Origin of the sequence: Sphingomonas sp. OK281 (assembly GCF_900115295.1) — a bacterium.
GTDB lineage: Bacteria > Pseudomonadota > Alphaproteobacteria > Sphingomonadales > Sphingomonadaceae > Sphingomonas.
In genome coordinates this window covers 281467-297978 of sequence record NZ_FOVZ01000001.1, presented here as the reverse complement: position 1 = coordinate 297978, position 16512 = coordinate 281467, and the positions used below count along the sequence as shown (strand labels likewise).

At 64.7% G+C, this 16512-nt stretch carries 12 protein-coding genes and 2 tRNA genes; 4 read left to right on the top strand and 10 right to left on the bottom strand.

The features are described 5' to 3' along the window. The first annotated feature begins 185 nt into the window (after positions 1 to 185). Together BM244_RS01460 and BM244_RS01455 are read left to right on the top strand one after the other, a co-directional pair. The gene (locus BM244_RS01460) at positions 186 to 1826 is read left to right on the top strand and encodes an oleate hydratase (protein ID WP_093396939.1); all 1641 of its coding nucleotides are present in this window, start codon (positions 186 to 188) and stop codon (positions 1824 to 1826) included. Between the two features lie 69 nt (positions 1827 to 1895). Continuing rightward, a complete protein-coding gene (locus tag BM244_RS01455) occupies positions 1896 to 2474 on the top strand; it encodes a quinol:electron acceptor oxidoreductase subunit ActD (RefSeq protein ID WP_139226842.1) in 579 nt (192 codons plus the stop codon). A 242-nt stretch (positions 2475 to 2716) separates the two neighbouring features. Here BM244_RS01455 and BM244_RS01450 read toward each other — a convergent pair. Both BM244_RS01450 and BM244_RS01445 read right to left on the bottom strand, forming a co-directional pair. Then, positions 2717 to 2790 (bottom strand) — tRNA-Gly (locus tag BM244_RS01450). A 118-nt stretch (positions 2791 to 2908) separates the two neighbouring features. Continuing rightward, positions 2909 to 3397: a MarR family transcriptional regulator gene (locus BM244_RS01445; protein ID WP_254784208.1), complete on the bottom strand. Its 489-nt coding sequence runs from the start codon at positions 3395 to 3397 to the stop codon at positions 2909 to 2911. A gap of 59 nt (positions 3398 to 3456) precedes the next feature. Between BM244_RS01445 and BM244_RS01440 the strand changes: the two genes are divergently transcribed. Both BM244_RS01440 and BM244_RS01435 read left to right on the top strand, forming a co-directional pair. Further along, on the top strand, positions 3457 to 4566 hold the full coding sequence (locus tag BM244_RS01440) for a branched-chain amino acid aminotransferase (protein WP_093396936.1): 1110 nt from the start codon (positions 3457 to 3459) through the stop codon (positions 4564 to 4566). 52 nt (positions 4567 to 4618) lie between these two features. Next, positions 4619 to 4693 (top strand) — tRNA-Gln (locus tag BM244_RS01435). A gap of 291 nt (positions 4694 to 4984) precedes the next feature. Here BM244_RS01435 and BM244_RS01430 read toward each other — a convergent pair. From BM244_RS01430 to BM244_RS01395, 8 genes are all read right to left on the bottom strand, one after another. Then, a complete protein-coding gene (locus BM244_RS01430; protein WP_093396934.1) occupies positions 4985 to 5836 on the bottom strand; it encodes a fumarylacetoacetate hydrolase family protein in 852 nt (283 codons plus the stop codon). After that, complete coding sequence (lldD, locus tag BM244_RS01425; protein WP_093396933.1) at positions 5833 to 7002, bottom strand: FMN-dependent L-lactate dehydrogenase LldD; 1170 nt, start codon at positions 7000 to 7002, stop codon at positions 5833 to 5835. Before lldD ends, BM244_RS01430 begins: the two co-directional genes overlap by 4 nt. Then, positions 6999 to 7730, bottom strand: a complete 732-nt coding sequence (locus BM244_RS01420) for an SDR family oxidoreductase (protein ID WP_093396931.1) — start codon at positions 7728 to 7730, stop codon at positions 6999 to 7001. Before BM244_RS01420 ends, lldD begins: the two co-directional genes overlap by 4 nt. An 85-nt stretch (positions 7731 to 7815) precedes the next feature. Continuing rightward, positions 7816 to 9882 (bottom strand): right-handed parallel beta-helix repeat-containing protein, encoded by a 2067-nt coding sequence (locus BM244_RS01415; RefSeq protein ID WP_254784207.1) that lies wholly within the window; start codon positions 9880 to 9882, stop codon positions 7816 to 7818. Between the two features lie 16 nt (positions 9883 to 9898). Further along, positions 9899 to 10741, bottom strand: a complete 843-nt coding sequence (locus BM244_RS01410; RefSeq protein WP_093396928.1) for an amidohydrolase family protein — start codon at positions 10739 to 10741, stop codon at positions 9899 to 9901. Positions 10742 to 10805: 64 nt separating this feature from the next. After that, on the bottom strand, positions 10806 to 12089 hold the full coding sequence (locus tag BM244_RS01405; protein ID WP_093396927.1) for an MFS transporter: 1284 nt from the start codon (positions 12087 to 12089) through the stop codon (positions 10806 to 10808). Further along, positions 12086 to 13198: a mandelate racemase/muconate lactonizing enzyme family protein gene (locus tag BM244_RS01400; RefSeq protein WP_093398024.1), complete on the bottom strand. Its 1113-nt coding sequence runs from the start codon at positions 13196 to 13198 to the stop codon at positions 12086 to 12088. Before BM244_RS01400 ends, BM244_RS01405 begins: the two co-directional genes overlap by 4 nt. 174 nt (positions 13199 to 13372) lie before the next feature. Further along, positions 13373 to 16273, bottom strand: a complete 2901-nt coding sequence (locus BM244_RS01395; RefSeq protein WP_093398023.1) for a TonB-dependent receptor — start codon at positions 16271 to 16273, stop codon at positions 13373 to 13375. Positions 16274 to 16512 lie beyond the last annotated feature (239 nt).

Sequence of the window (16512 nt, the reverse complement as noted above, 5' to 3'; positions counted from 1 at the left end):
GCGCCCATTAGCGACGATGTTGCACAAGGCCCGCCCTCCTGACCACCCTGCCCGGACAGCGAAGGGCACCGATCGATCGGCGTAATCCCGAAATACCGCTTAGGTAGTTTCCGACGCTGCTCGCCCCACCTCGCGGATGGCACCTCGATACCTTGGACGCGCCTGTCCCGAGCATAGGATACACCATGACCGCTCCATTCGACGAAGACCCCGACACTGCCCCCGTCCCGCGCGACGAAGGACGCGCATTCCTGGTCGGCGGCGGGATCGCTTCGCTGGCCGCCGCCGCGTTCCTGATCCGCGACGGTGACATGCGCGGTGCGGATATCACGATCATCGACGAAGGCGCGTTGCTCGGCGGCAGCCTCGATGGCGGTGGGTCGGCGGAAAACGGCTATTCGCTGCGCGGCGGGCGGATGCTGGAATCGAAATATCTCTGCACCTTCGACCTGTTCGGCTCGATCCCGACGCTGGAGGGCGACAAGACCGTTACCGAGGAGATCTTCGACTGGAACGCGGTGATGAAGACGTCGTCGCATTCCCGGTTGTTCTCGGGCGGCAGGCGCCACGTCGCGCCGGAATTCGGGTTGACCGGCCACCATATCCACGGGCTCGAACGGCTGGCGATCACGCCCGAAACCATCCTCGATCGCTCGACCATCGCCGACCAGTTCGACGCAGGCTTCTTCAAGACCAGTTTCTGGCTGATGTGGTGCACGACCTTTGCGTTCCAGCCCTGGCACAGCGCGGTCGAGTTCAAGCGCTATCTGCTCCGCTTCGCGCACATGGTCGGCGGCTTCAACCGGCTCGAAGGGATCATGCGGACGCGGCTCAACCAATATGATTCGCTGGTTCGCCCGCTCCACGCCTGGCTCGTCGCGCGCGGCGTGCACTTCCGGATGAACACGGTCGTCACCGATCTGCGCCTCGCTGAAGAGGATGGCATGACCGTCGTCCGCGCAATCCGCATCGCCGACGGCGCGAAGACCAGCGATATCCGTGTCGATACCGACGATTACGTGCTGCTCACGCTCGGCTCGATGACCGAAGGATCGAGCCTCGGATCGATGGACGCCGCCCCCGACCTGCTCGACGCGACCGCCGGTGGCGGCTGGGCGTTGTGGGAGAAACTCGCGGACGGGCGGCCGCAATTCGGCAGGCCGGCGGTCTTCACCAACGACGTCGATCGATCGAAATGGGTGTCGTTCACGACCACGCTGCACGACTCGACCCTGCTCGCGCTGATCCGCGACGCGACTGGCAACGTCCCCGGCGAGGGCGGGCTGATCACCTTTTCCGAGTCGAGCTGGCTCGCCTCGATCGTGATCCCGTACCAGCCGCATTTCCTAGGCCAGCCCGACGACGTCGCGGTGTTCTGGGGATATGGACTGGCCGTCGACGTACCCGGCGATTTCGTGCGGAAGCCGATGGCGGCGTGTACCGGCCGCGAGATCATGACCGAAATCCTCGGCCATCTCGGCATCGTCGCGGAGGCCGAGACGATCCTCGCCAAAGCGACCTGCGTCCCGTGCATGATGCCGTTCATCACCAGCCAGTTCATGCCGAGACGCCACGGCGATCGGCCGGACGTCATACCGGCCGACACCGCCAACCTCGCGGTCATCGGCCAATATTGCGAGCTTCCCGACGACTGCGTCTTCACCGTCGAATATTCGGTCCGGTCGGCGCAGACCGCGGTGTACGCGCTGCTCGGCCTGCGTCGGTCGGCCCCCGCGGTCTACAAGGGCGCCTTCGATCCGCGCGTGCTGTTCAAGGCGTTCGTCGCGCTCCACGATCTAGCGCCCGCCAGCACGCACGGTAGGTAGTTTCCGACGCTGGTGCCGCCGCACCCCGATCGTACGGTTTGGCAACGCCCCCTTACCGAGGATCACGCCATGAAATTCAGCCATTCGATCGTCGCCGTGTTCGACGACCACGCCCAGGCCGATACCGCGGTGAAGGCGCTGGCGGCATCGGGCTTCGGACTGCGGCGGTTGAGCATCGTCGGCAAGGGCTATCACAGCGACCAGACTGCGACGGGCTTCTACAACAGCGGCGACCGGATCCGCTTCTGGGGCTCGCGCGGGGCGCTCTGGGGCGGCCTGTGGGGATTGTTCATGGGCGGGCTCTACGCGACCGTTCCGGTGGTCGGCGGAGTCGTGCTGCTCGGCCATCTGGCGGCGACGGTGATCACCGCGATCGAGGGTGCGGTCATGCTCGGCGGCACCGGCGCGCTGGTCGCGGCACTCGCCAGCCTCGGTATTCCCGAGGACTCGATCGTCACCTACGAGACCGAGATCGCAGCGGACGGGTTTCTCGTGATGGCGCACGGTAGCGAAGCGGAAATGGAGCGCGCCAAGCTCGTGCTCGAACCCCTCGCCCCCCGCCGGATAACCGTCCACCACGATCACGGCGGCGCGTCGCCGCATACGCAACTCACCGGCGAACTACCGATCGCCGAGCCGGTCGCCTGACCCGAAATTGATCGTAGCGCGCTGGGCCGCGGTGCAGAACGCAGCCGAGGCCTTGGCGCGCTACCCGGCGCGCAGGTCGCGCCAGCCGTTTTGGCCGCTATCGGCCAACCGCAGCCCGCAATCACGGTCGTCGGTCCCGGCGTTCCTGCCGGAAACCGAGTCAACGTCTTTTGCTCCTACCGCCCACCAAGACCGGGGACGCGCGGCGGACGTTCTAGACATGGTCTCGGGCAGCGCAGATGTGGAGCGGGTGAAGGGAATCGAACCCTCGTCACTTGCTTGGGAAGCAAAAGCTCTACCATTGAGCTACACCCGCGAACGGCGATCTACGCCTGTCGGTCCGGTTCGTACCCCGGCTCTCGATGGTCGGCCGAGTGCCACAGTCCCGGCGGCGGCGTCAACGCCAAATCTTTGCCGGCCGTGTGCGGGAGCAACTAGCCGCGCAGGCCGAAGACCTGCGAACGGTCGGTCTCGGGCACCAGTCCTTCGAGCACCGCCCAGAACCCCGACACCGCACTCTGCCCCGCGCTCGCATACGCCTCCGCCATGCGGATCCGCGCTGCCTCGAACAATTCGCGCTCCATTTTAGAGCCTTCGGCCGTCAACCGCAGCAACCGTTGCCGCCGGTCGCGCTCGCCTGGCCGCGTCTCGACCAGCTTGCGGTCCGCCAGTTCGTTCAGCACGCGCCCCAGCGACTGCTTGGTGATCGCCAACAGCGACAGCAGTTCGCTGACCGTCATGTCGGGCTTGCGCGCGATGAAATACAGCGCCCGGTGATGCGCACGCCCCAGCCCCTCCTCGGCAAGCCCCTGGTCGATCGACCGCGTCAGGTGGCTATAGCCGAAGTACAGCAGTTCCATACCGCGGCGGAGTTCGGGTTCGCGAAGGAACAGGGGTGAAGCGGAAGACGGAGTGGCAGGCATGTTGACCGGTTTAGACATCGCCCGTAGTCGTCGGCAACCCGCCACGAGAGAGATTTTCGATGTCCGCTCCAGCTTTTACGCCGTCTTCAGCCTTCCGACATGAGCCGAACGCGACTCCGGTCGAGGCGAACGAGCGGGCAAAGCGGTTGATCGATCCCGGATTCGGGCGAGTCTTCACCGATCACATGGCGATGATCCGCTACAGCGATACCGAGGGCTGGCATGACGCGCGGATCACCGCGCGCGCGCCGCTGACGATCGATCCGGCGTCGTCCGTGCTGCATTACGCGCAGGAGATCTTCGAGGGGATGAAGGCGTATCGACTCGCCGATGGCGGCACAGCGCTGTTCCGCCCCGAGGCGAACGCGCGTCGCTTCCAGGATTCGGCACGACGCCTCGCGATGCCCGAACTGCCGACCGAGCTGTTCCTCGAATCGGTCGAACGCTTGGTGAAGACTGATGCGAACTGGATCCCGGAGAGCGACGGCGGCGCGCTGTACCTGCGGCCGTTCATGTTCGCGAGCGAAGTATTCCTCGGCGTGAAGCCGTCCGCCGAATATCTGTACATGGTGCTCGCGTCGTCGGTCGGTGCCTATTTCAAGGGCGGTGCCCCCACCGTGTCGATCTGGGTGAGCCAGCAATACACGCGCGCGGCGCAGGGCGGCACCGGCGCGGCCAAGTGCGGCGGCAACTACGCGGCCAGCCTGCTCGCGCAGTCCGAGGCGATCCGCAACGGCTGCGACCAGGTCGTCTTCCTCGATGCGGCCGAGCGGCGCTGGGTCGAGGAACTCGGCGGCATGAACATCTTCTTCGTGTTCGACGACGGCAGCATGGCGACCCCTGCCCTGACCGGCACGATCCTGCCCGGCATCACGCGCGACTCGATCCTGACGCTCGCACGCGCGAACGGCATCGAGGTCCGCGAGGAAGGCTACACGATCGACCAGTGGCGCGCCGACGCCGCCAGCGGCCGGCTGGTCGAAGCGTTCGCCTGCGGCACCGCGGCGGTCGTGACGCCGATCGGCACCGTCGCCAGTCCCGAGGGCCGTTTCACGATCGGCGACGGTGCTCCAGGCGCGCTGACGATGCGGATGCGCGACGCGCTGGTCTCGATCCAGCGTGGCACTGCGCCCGACGAGAACAACTGGCTGCACCATCTCGCGGATTGACGTCTGGAAGGGCTTTTCACGGGCCGCCGCCCCGCTATAAGGCCGCCTCTGTTGGGGCGTCGCCAAGTGGTAAGGCAGCGGCTTTTGATGCCGCCATGCGCAGGTTCGAACCCTGCCGCCCCAGCCAATTCTCGTTCTTCGTTTGTGTTGCATGACGGCGGCGCTTTGGCGTGCCTTCCGCGTCCCAACCTCGTCCGAGACGGGATTCGCCTTCTGCGGCTTTTATCGGGTGGCGACTGAACCGATCGATGGACCCGGGGAGTCGAACATCGCTCGGGCAGTCGATCGAGCGTTAGGCTGGCTGAGAAACCGGGAGCCCCTTCAGCGGCGTCCGACCGCTCGGCCCGGTACGGTCGGTGACACGGGGCTGGCCGGTACCGGTGGCCAGCCCCGCGACGCGCACAGGCGGCGTTCGGGCTTATCGCGACCAGTCGCGAAACTGCTGCGTTTGCTCGCCCAGTCCGTCGATCCCCAGCCGTACCGTATCGCCGTCCTTCAGGAACCACGGGGTCGGCTTCTGTCCGGCACCGACGCCCGGCGGTGTGCCGGTCGTGATGATGTCGCCGGGTTCGAGCGCCATGAACTGCGAACAATATGTGACGATTTGGGCAACGCCGAAGATCATCGTCGCGGTGCTGCCGGTCTGGACACGCGTACCGTTCACGTCGAGCCAGAGACCCAGCGCCTGGGGATCTTCGACCTCGTCCGCCGTCACCAGCCACGGGCCGACCGGCCCGAAGGTCGGAAAGCCTTTGCCCTTGTCCCATGTCGGCCCGCGCTCGAGCTGCCATTCGCGTTCCGACACGTCGTTCACGACGCAATACCCGGCGACATGCTTCGCGGCATCGGCCTCGTCCACGTTATACGCGTAGGTGCCGATCACCACGCCCAGCTCTACTTCCCAGTCGGTCTTGGTCGAACCACGGGGGATCACGACCGGGTCGTTCGCTCCCTGCAGGCAATTCACCCATTTGTTGAAGACCACCGGCTGCGCCGGGATCGGCATGTTGGATTCAGCGGCATGGTCGGCATAGTTGAGACCGATCGCGATGAACTTGCGCGTGCCGGCAACGGGCACGCCGTAGCGCGCATCGGCTGGTGCCAGCGGCAGGTCCGCTATCGCCACCGCTCGCAACCGGTCCAGACCCTCGGCCGACAACACACCGGCATCGATATCCGCCACCACTGCGGACAGGTCGCGGACGCGGCCTTCGGCATCGACGATGCCCGGCTTCTCAGCGCCCAATGCTCCAAATCGGCAAAGCTTCATGTCAATCTTTCCTCATGATACGTCAGAGATTCGGCTAGGATCGTGCGGTCGATCGCGGTCACGCGATTGCACCCGGCAAGTGTCATAACGACTCGCATCTCCTTCTCCAGCATCGACAGCAGGCGATCGACGCCCTCCTCGCCTTCCGCCGCCAGCGCCCAGAGCCAGGCGCGGCCAAGGAGAACACCCTGCGCACCGAGCGCGAGCATGCGGACGACGTCGAGACCGGACCGGACGCCGCCATCGGCGAACAGCGTCATCCGGTCGCCAACCGCATCGGCAATCGCCGGCAAGGCACGCGCGACCGACGGGACGCCGTCGAGCTGGCGCCCGCCATGGTTCGACACGATCAGCCCTTGCGCGCCGTATGCCGCGGCGTCGCGCGCATCCACCGGGTCCAAGATACCCTTGATGATCAGCGGCCCATCCCAGGCCTCGCGCAGCCAATCGAGATCCCTCCACCGAATGCCCGGATCGAAATTATCCGCCAGCCAGCCGATATAGTCGTTCATCCCGCTGTCCCGACCCAACACCGGCAACAGGTTGCCCAGCTGATGCGGCCGGCCTCGCAGGCCCACGTCCCATGCCCATCCGGGCTTGCCCATCGCCTGCAGGGCGCGCCGCGCCGGCCCGCCGGGTCCGGACATGCCCGAATGCAGATCGCGATGCCGGATGCCGGGCGTCGGCATATCGACCGTGAACACCAGCGCCGTCGCCCCCTGCGCCTTGGCGCGCGCGATCAGCTCGCGCATGAAGCCGCGGTCGCGCACGATATACAGCTGGAACCAAAGGTTTACGTCCGGCGCGCCAGCGCGGACCTCTTCGAGCGAACAGATCGCCACGGTCGACAGCGTGAACGGTATGCCGTGCCGCGCCGCTGCACGCGCCGCCTGCACTTCGCCACGCCGCCGGAACATGCCACCGATCCCGACCGGACCAAGCGCAACCGGCAACGGCACGGTCTGGGCGAACCACCGGGTCGACAGATCGATCGACGCCACATCCTGCAAGACGCGCTGGCGGATCGCGACGTCCTGCAGATCGGCGACATTGCGCCGCATCGTATGCTCGCCGAGCGCGCCTCCGTCGGCGTAGTCGAACAGGAAGCGTGGCAGCCGACGACGCGCGGCCTCGCGAAAGTCGTCGATCGCAGCGATGATCGTCATGCCATCGTCCAACCGCCATCGATCGCGATGGCACTGCCGGTGATGTACGCGCTTTCGTCGCTCGCCAGATATAAAGCGAGCAACGCCACTTCCTCCGCCGTGCCGATCCGTCCCATCGGCTGCCGTGCGACGAAGGCGGCACGGGCGGCGACGGCATCGCCGGTTGCCGCCAGTCGCTCGTCCAGCGAGGGCGACTGCACCGTTCCCGGACAGATCGCGTTGCAGCGAATGCCCTTGCCGACATAGTCGAGCGCGATCGACCGGGTCAGGCCGACCACAGCCCCTTTCGACGCGCAATAGGCCAACCGATTGGGAACGCCGATCATGGCGCCGGCCACCGACGCGATGTTGACGATGGTACCGGAGCCGGCCGCGATCATCGCCGGAAGCACGGCCTGGGTCATCCGGATCGTCGCGCGTACGTTTAGGTCGAACGACAGGTCCAGCCCGCGTTCGGTGACGGTCAGGATATCGCCGGCGTCGACATAGCCGGCGCAATTCACCAACGCGTCCAACGTCCCCGCCGCCGTTCCGGCCGCGACGACCGCAGCGTGATCGAGCAGATCGACGACCTGTGTTTCGCATCCGGCAAGCGTCGCCAGCGCCTCCTCCTTCAGGTCGAGCGCGATGACCGCGGCGCCTTCGCGGATGAACAGTTCGGCGATGGCCCGCCCGATACCTTGCGCGGCACCGGTGACGAGGACGCGTTTTCCGGCAAGACGTGGCATAGTGCAATATTCCTCGATCGGCTGTGCGGCGTATTGAAGGGTCGGTTCATGGACAGGCGCGACGTCGCCGCACCATCACCGCGTCTTATGGCTTTTCCGGTTCGATCCCGGCGTTGGCGATGACGGCGGAGGCTGCCGCCGGCCATTTGCCCTTCGGGACCAAAATGTTGTCGACTTCGCGATTGTTCAAATACGGCGTCCACGAACCGTTGCGTCGACCAGAATCGTACCAGTTGCCGGTTACGCTATTGTCCATCGCCGTGCGCCGCGGCGCCATGTCGTCCTGCGAATTCAGGTTCAGCCAGACGCCGACATTGCTGATGACGTTGTTCCGCAACGTTATGTAGCGCGAGCCCTCGTCGAGGTAGAGCGCGATGCCGTCCTTCACGTCATACACATGATTCTCCGCGATCACTGCCCCCGGGTCGGCGGAAAGATGATAGATCGCGCCGCCATCGGGGAACCACTGTTTCACGTCATGCACGCGGTTGCCGACCACCACCGTGTCGCGCAATGTCGTGGGCGTGTCGTACATCAGGTTCCCCGGCTGGCTATAATAGCCCCGGCTGGCCGTCAGATACGCGGCGCTGCCGCCTGGATCGTTGACACCCCAACCCCAGCCGACGTCGATGCCGTCATAGGGCGTACCGGATACGTCGTTATGCGATATCACGGTCCCGCTCGCATATGTGACGAGGATCGCCGCCTGCTCGCGGTAATGCTGCGATACGGTGTGGACCAGATTATTGCTGATCAGGATGTCGCGCACGTTCATCTCGGGACGAGACGGATGGTGCGCATCGGGCCGGACTCCGCCGACCATGATCGCGCCACCGGCAAGGTCGGTGAAACGCGATCGCCGCACGTCGATCGCACTGGTACCAAGACCGATACCGCTGTCGTTCGCATCGGGATTGTTGCCGATGCCCAGGCCGATCTGCCCGAGCTGCGTAAACTCGTCGCGTTCGAACACGATGCGCGTGGCCGCAGCGACCTGCACGGCCGCCGGCTGCTGCCGCCAGCGATTGCGCATCGCCTCGAACGCCCAGCATCCCCACGAACAATCGCGGATCGGGTCTTTGGGATAGTTCGCCCATTCCCCGGCGAGGAAGGATCCGCTCTGCTGGCTCGCATAGCCCTCCGGTCCCGACGGTAGCAGCCAGCTGGTATGGCGGAAGCTCAGACCCCGGAACTGGAGGTCCTTGATCGCATCCTCGTAACTTCCCGCGATCGACACGAGCATCTCGAGCCGCGGCAAGACCACCTCCAGCCGGGCCATGTCCTCACCCGGTTTCGGCTTGTAATAGACCTTGCCGGCGGCCGGATCGATGTACCACTGACCCGGCTCACGCAGGAACGCGAGCGAATTGATGAAGAACAGCCCGGCATTGTCGCCCCAGACCGATCGCGCGAAAGTGTCGTAGCCGACGAGATTGTTGCGCCAGCCGGGCTGCTGCATGTCGATCCGGCGTCCCGCGATCCGGTCGACCATGGCATGGCGATCGGTGAACCATCCGGTCGCTTCGACCTCTATCCGGCGCTGGTCGGGTAGCGTCGCCAGGAACTGCCACGCCGGATCGGTGATCTCGATGCCCAATTCGTCGAATGTAAAGGCCGTCCGCGGCGCACGAACCGCGGCGCGCGGCGCCATGCGGCCATCGACCCACAATTGGCGTGGATCGATCCCGCGTGGAATGACCGCCGCCCAGATCCCTCGCCCGGCATCGGCGCGCGCCCACCCGGTGACCGGGGTTCCGCCGGAGAGAACGGGATGCGCGCCCGGTGCCGCCTCCCAGCGGACGGTGTAGCCGTTCTGACCGCCGTCCGCCGCCGTGAACCGCAGCGGTTCGCGCAGAGGGTAAACCCCGTCGGCCAGTTGCACCGTGACGTCATGATCGCCGTTCAACCGTCGCACCTGGGCCTGTGCCCGGGTCAGCGTCGCGAATGGATGGGCCACCGTTCCATCGCCATCATCCGACCCTTGCAAGGAAACCGACACCACGACCGGAATCGGCGTGGGGCGACGAGCGATATGGATCACGTCAGTGGTATGCGACCGGCTTGCCGTGGCTGGCGCGAAGGCGGGGATGTTCGGCACGGGCGCCAGTTGCGCGCCGAGCGGCGCCATCGGCAGACAAGCCGCGAATGCCACGATCGACAGTCCTGACCTAGGCCGCATCGTCAGTCTCCAAACCATAAAAGCGCGTAGCCGCACCCCAGAATAGATGATCGGGATCCCCCCCCGCGGCGGCCACGAGGCGCCGGGCATCGTCGTGCCAGCGTCGCCACCCGTCGCCCGACAGCAGCAGCACCGGCCAATCGCTGCCCCACATCAGGCGGGACCCGAACGCGCGGACGAGATGCTCGACATAGGGGGAAAGCGCGTCGGCCTGCTGGCCAGGCGCCTGTTCGGTTCGCAACCCCGACAGTTTGCAGTGCAGGCCCAGCGCGGCGAGCGCCGCGATCTCGCCACGCCACGGGTCCAGCGTGGCTTTGGCCGCATCGGGTTTGGCGGCGTGGTCGATCACGATCGGAATGTCCGGCCATCGCTCGGCGAAGCGCGCGAGCATGGGCAGATGGCGCGGCTGGACGAGCGCATCCAGCCGGAGCCCTGTCGCCTGCATCGCCTCCAACGCCGGCACCAGCGTATCCTGCATCAGCCAGTCCGTGTCTTCGATCGCCTGCAGCATGGGTCGCAGGCCGCGCAGCTTCGGGACGGCGGCCAGCGCCAGGATGCGATCCGGGGCATCGGCGGCACTCAAGTCGACCCAGCCGACGACAGCGCGGACGATCGGCGTGCGCTGCGCAAGTGCCAATACCCAGTCCGTGTCCCGATCGGTCGGTTGCGACTGGACCAAGACGGTACCGGCCAACGGCAGCCCTGCGACGGCGGAAACCAGATCGTCGGGTCCAAAATCCTTGTGGATCACCGCTTCATCCGTGGTCGGCCAGCTATGGCCGGCCGTCCCGAGTGACCAGAAATGCTGGTGCGCATCGACCAGCCGGGTCATGGGCGACCGCCCGGCAGACGCTGCAGGATACGCGACCTGCTCCGCGACAGGCTCCAGTGCCTCCTCACCGGACGGACCGGATCGGCAACACGAAGCACGCACCGACCACCACGAAGGTCGCTGCCACCATGAACAGCAGCGCGTAGTTCTGGCCGGTCGCCTGCAACAGGCCCGCCGCCATGACCGGGGCCAAGATCTGCGGCACGTTGATCGCGGTGGTCAGGATACCGAGGTCCTTGCCCGTCGAATCCTCGCCCGGCGCCCGTTCGGGCAGGACCCGCGTCATCAGCGCCAGATCGATCGACATGAAGGCGCCGTACCCGATACCGATCAACCCGGCGTAGACAAACATGCCCTGCAGGTCGGGCGAGACGAGCGGCGCCAGCTCCGCCAGTGCCATTACGAGTCCGGCGATGAATACCAGCGGCTTGAGACGCCCGATCCGGTCGGACAGCCAGCCGGACAGCAGCCCCGACAGGACAAGCGCGACGAAGGTCAGCGACGACATCCGCGCGATCGTCAGATTGGCCGCCGCCTGGTTCAAGCCGATATACCCCTCCAAGATGTAGAGCAGGTAGGTGATGATCGCCTGATAGCCCATGTAGATCGAAAAGCGTCCGAGCAATGCCCAGGCGAAATCCGGATGGGCCTTCGGGTCGATCCAGAAACCGCGGAGGAAGGATGCCAACCGGAAGCGTTCGGGTGCGGCAAGCGGCACGTCCAGTCCCGGCTCCGGATTGAGGACGACGAACAACAGGCACGCCGCAATGATCCCGCCGCCAATCACGGCATAGGCGACGGTCAACTGCGCCGCGAACAGGCCGCCGAAGATCATGCCGGCCGAGACGCCTGCGGTCATCGCCGCGCCGACCACGCCCGATACCAGTCCGCGCTCGGTGGCGGCGAACCGATCCGCCACGATCGTGGTGATGGCCGGCTGCATGGAATTGAGGCTAACGGTTGCGACCAGCCAGAACGCCGTGACACCGACGATATTGCCGCCGAACGGTATCAGGATCGTCGCCGTCCCACCAACGACGCCACCGATCACGATCCAGGGCGTGCGTCGCCCGAAGCGGGAGCGGGTCCGGTCGGACAGCGCTCCGGCCACCGGCGTCGTGATCGTGCTGAAGACCGACGTGATCGCAAACACGACGCCCAGCGTCGCCATCTTCCCCGCCGGATCGATGTTCTCGATTTGATTGGGCAGCAACACGCCCAGGATGGATGCGTAGAGCGCGAGCAGGACAAAGAACACCAGGCCCAAGCTGCCGATCAGCACCCAGTTGCGCGTTTCGCCGACCACCACCACTGCGCCCGGAGCGCCTATGCCGGCCGGTACGGTCATGCCGCCTGCCCTGCGGGCTGCGGCAGCGCACCGCCGTTCGCTCGCGCCGTCTCGCTCAGGACCAGCCCATGACCGGGCACGTCGCGCCCGTGGATCAGCCCTTCGGCCATCGCGAACGGTTCGTCGACCAGATGATCGAAGTTCTGGAAGCTGTATTCCAGCCAGCGCACGCCGGGCAACGCCAGCGCCATATTCACACCGACTTCCAGAAAGGAGTTCCCGAACGTCACCTCGATATTCGCCTCGCTCGCCAGCCACCCGGCGCGCATCACGTCCGAGACCTGCCCATGGACGTTGAGCATGTCGCAGGCGCGCGCCTCGATGAGCTTGCGCTTGCCGGTCAGGTCGAGATACTCGCCGGCGTTCATGCGCGTGATCCCGCGCTGACGGAGCATCCGCAACCCGTCGAAATCGTCACGCGGGATCGGGTCTTCGACCCAGTAGATCGTGTGGCCTGCGTGCTTGAACGCGTCGAGCGCGCGGATCGTCTCCTGCGCGGTCCATGCCTCGTTCGCGTCGATCATCACCGGACGGTGGACACCGACCGCATCGCGTAGCAGGTTCAGCCGTTGAATATCGCGACCGAGATCGGGATGCCCGACCTTGATCTTGAATCCCAGAAAGCCACGCTCCCCGGCCTGGCCGAACAGCTCGGTAAAATCATGGTCCGACAGATGATAATCGAGGCCGCTGGCGTAGACGCCGACCGTCTCGCGCTGCGCCCCGAGCATTTTCCAGAGCGGCAGCCCGCATTGCTTCGCGAACAGATCCCAAACCGCGTGCTGCAATGCCTCCTCGAATGGCAACCCCATCCGCCTGACATTGCCGCCTCGCGCACGCGTGACCGCGAGCGCCAACGCAGCCGGGTGACGCCCTTCGATCGCCGGCCAGGCCTCCGCGACAAAGATGCGCTCGATCTCTTCCGATCCCGGCAACGGCGTGAACAGCGACTGCGCGAAACCAAGTCCGACCCGGCCCGTCGAATCGATGAGTTCGATCGCGATCAGTGCGACATGGTCGGCCCGAACTTGCGAATCGCCGATCGTCCGGTCGCGGGCGAATGCCAGCCGGGTCAGCCGGTACTCGACGATCGGCAAGTTCAATGACATTTCACCGCTCCATTTTGAGATATCGATTTTGTTAGCCGATGTGCCGTCGATGGCAAGCATTGTTTCCGGCTGGGATCGGGCTTCCCAACGCGCCTGCCCGTGGCCCTGTCCGAAGACGCGCCCGACGCTGGGACCGCGCGTTTGCACGGCCCCCGCTCGCCGGGTAATCGCCGCTCAGAATTTCAGTCGCGCGCCGACCCGATACCGCCGGCCCACCGTGCGGTATTCCTGCGTGTTGCTGATAACGTTGGCGTAATGGAACTCATCGGAATCGGTCAGGTTCGTCGCGTCCGCGGTCAAAATGAAGTTGGGCGTCAACGAAAACTGCGCGCCGGCATCAAGCTGGTCATAGCCGTCGACGAATTCCGGAACGCCGGTCTGCGTCTGCGGCGCGAAGAGATATTTGCTGCGCCGGGTATAGGATGTCCGCAACTGGACAGGCCCCTTCTCGTAGAACAACGTCGCGGAATAGGAGTTTTTGGAAAGCCCCTGCAACGAGTAACTTGCCGTTTCCTTCGCCGTGTTCGTATAGCTGGCGTTGCTGCTGGTGTAGGTATAGCTCAACTGCGTTCCCAACCCGCTCAAAAACCCCGGCAACCAATCAAACAGCGTCCGGTAATTGACTTCGACCCCCTTGACCGTGGCACCATCACCATTGACCGGCTGATCGACGATGAAGGTCACCTGATCGACCTTCTGGGTCGAAACACCGCGCGTGATGAACGAGTCGATCGACTTGTAGAAGAAGGTCGCGGACAGCAGCGAGTCACTGTTATAATACCATTCAAGGCCTGCTTCCCCCTGAGATGCGCGGAACGGCTGGAGGTTCGGGTTGCCTCGCGTGATACGCTCGTTGCCCGGGTTGCTGGAGATCGACTGGGCCGGCGAAAGATCGGTCAGCGTCGGCCGCGATATGACACGCGAGGCCGCCGCCCGCAGGATCAGGGTGCGAGTCAGGTTCAGCCGCGCATTCACCGACGGCAGGATGTCGGTATAGTGCCCCTTGAACCTGATCGGCGTAAGACCGGACAAAACGATGATGTTCTGGCCCGTCCCGTTACCCTGCGCACTGACGATAGTCTGCCCGGTGCCAGCCGATGAGAAATTGGTATCCTCGACACGGACCCCAGTGTTGACCGCCAGCGGCATGCTGCCAAGGTCGCCCTTGAACTCGATCATGACATACCCGAGCGAAACTTTTTCGCGGACCTTCGAACTGCCGGCCGGGTTGCCGACGATGCCGTCGAGGTCGCCGTTGCGCGCCGACGGGCTCGATGTCGCGTTCAGGCCCAACATGGTCTCGTAGAGTTTGTCCGCGTCGAAATCGACCCAATCGTTCGTATTGCCCGCGCCCTTCCCGCCAAAGAAATTGAAGTTCGTCGGCGTAAAGAGTCCAGCCGGCAGCGGGACATCGCTCCCGCAATAGGCGCAACCATTCAGGTTGGTGAAGCCCGTCGTATCCTTGGTGCGATCCGAATAGCCAATGCCGCCAAATGCCGTCACGACACCACCGTCGTACGAACCGTCGAGATGCGCTTCCTTGATAGTATCGTCGAAGTTCTGGCCTTCAGCGCCGATATAGTGCGCAAGCCGGTTGTTCACATCCGTCGCTACCGGTCCGTAGCTGGGATTGCTCGCTGTGAAGTCGACCAGCGGCGTGCCCGTATTACGGTCATAGGTATAGTCGATGTTCTTGAGGCGGACAGTGGCGAAGATCGCACCGGCGTTCCGGAACCTCGCCTTCGATGTATCCACGTCAAGGGCCAGCGTGAACGGACCCTGCGCCCACTTCGCGTTGAAACCGAACAAATAGGTGCTCGATTTCGCCGGGCGGTTCTCGATGATCTCGTCGAGCGTACCGCCCTTGAACGTCTCCGAGGTGGCGAGCCCACCGACATGGACGGTACGGGTTTGTCCGGCGACGACCTCCGTCGTATCGGTCCCGCCGACCACGGTCTGGCCGACCAGCGTACCGCCGCTGAAATCCGGAACGATCGCCGAGCCGTGATAGTTCTGATCGTTGTGCGAGTACAAACCGTCGGCAGTCAGCACCAGGTTGTTCGTCGCCTTGTATTGCAAGGATCCGTCCAGACCAAGTCGCTTGCGGTTCGAGAACTCCACTTGCTTGGCGAAGTTATGATACATATCGACATTGCGAAACAATTTGACGGTACTGGTATCGATCCGCGGCGCGCAGCTGTTGCCGGTCGCCTTACCCACACATAATCCACCACCAGCGCTCGAAACCGCGCCGTAATAGCCGTCATCGAAACTCCGCGGGTAGGAACTGGCGCCGACGTTGAAATTGTCGGTCCGTTCGTTGCGTTCGTCATAGGACGCGACCAGCGCGATGCCGAGACGTCCGGAGGGATCCTTCCAGGTCGCATAGGCGGCGCCCGACGGCGTCTTCTTGTTGCCGAGTTCGTTGATGTTCGCACGCAGTGAACCACCGCCGTAGAAACCGGTCCGCTGCTCGAGCGGGCGAAGCGTGTGGATGTCGACCGTCGCACCGATGCTCGCACCGTTCAGATTGGCCTGTGGGCTCTTGAAGACATTGGCACCCGCGATCAGTTCGGACGGCAGGATATCGAAATTGAACTCGCGCCCGGCACCATCGGTCGCGATGACCCGACCGTTGACGGTGACCGTGTTGAACTGCGGCCCCAGGCCACGAACGGTCACACCGTTTCCGACGCCGCGGTTGCGATCGATCGTGATGCCGGGAACGCGCTGAAGCGATTCCGCGACATTCTGGTCCGGCATCTTGCCAAGATCTTCGCTGGCGATCGCATCGACCGAGTTGACGGCCGAGCGCTTGATATCGATCGACTGACGCTGGCTCGCGCGGATACCGGTGACGATGATGTCCGCGGCACCGACGCTGCCGGGCTGCTCCGTTCGCTCTTCTTTTGCCAAGGGGGGTGTCGGAGCCACATCCTGCGGCGAGTTGGTATCGCCCGGCGTCGACGCGGCGCCGCCATTCTGCGGAATCGCCTGCGCCCAGGCCCCGGTGGCCGGGAGCACCGCCATCGCTGAGAGTGCCACGCTAGCATAGAGCCGTGCAGTGCGCTTCATCATCCAAACCCCTTTGTGTCATTATGTTTCTAATGATCGATGATATTTCAGTAGTGCATGTTTGGAATATGTAAAATGGCACGCTGTCTTTCTGACAGGCGGATCTGCGCAAATTGGCATCGTCGTCCCGACGGTCGCCTGCCCGCGGCCAAGACGCGCGCCACGCAGCAGGCCGTTGGCGAAATAGGTCCGACGGCATATAGGGGTTAGCGTGGCAGTGGCTGCGGCCGCCGAGCCGA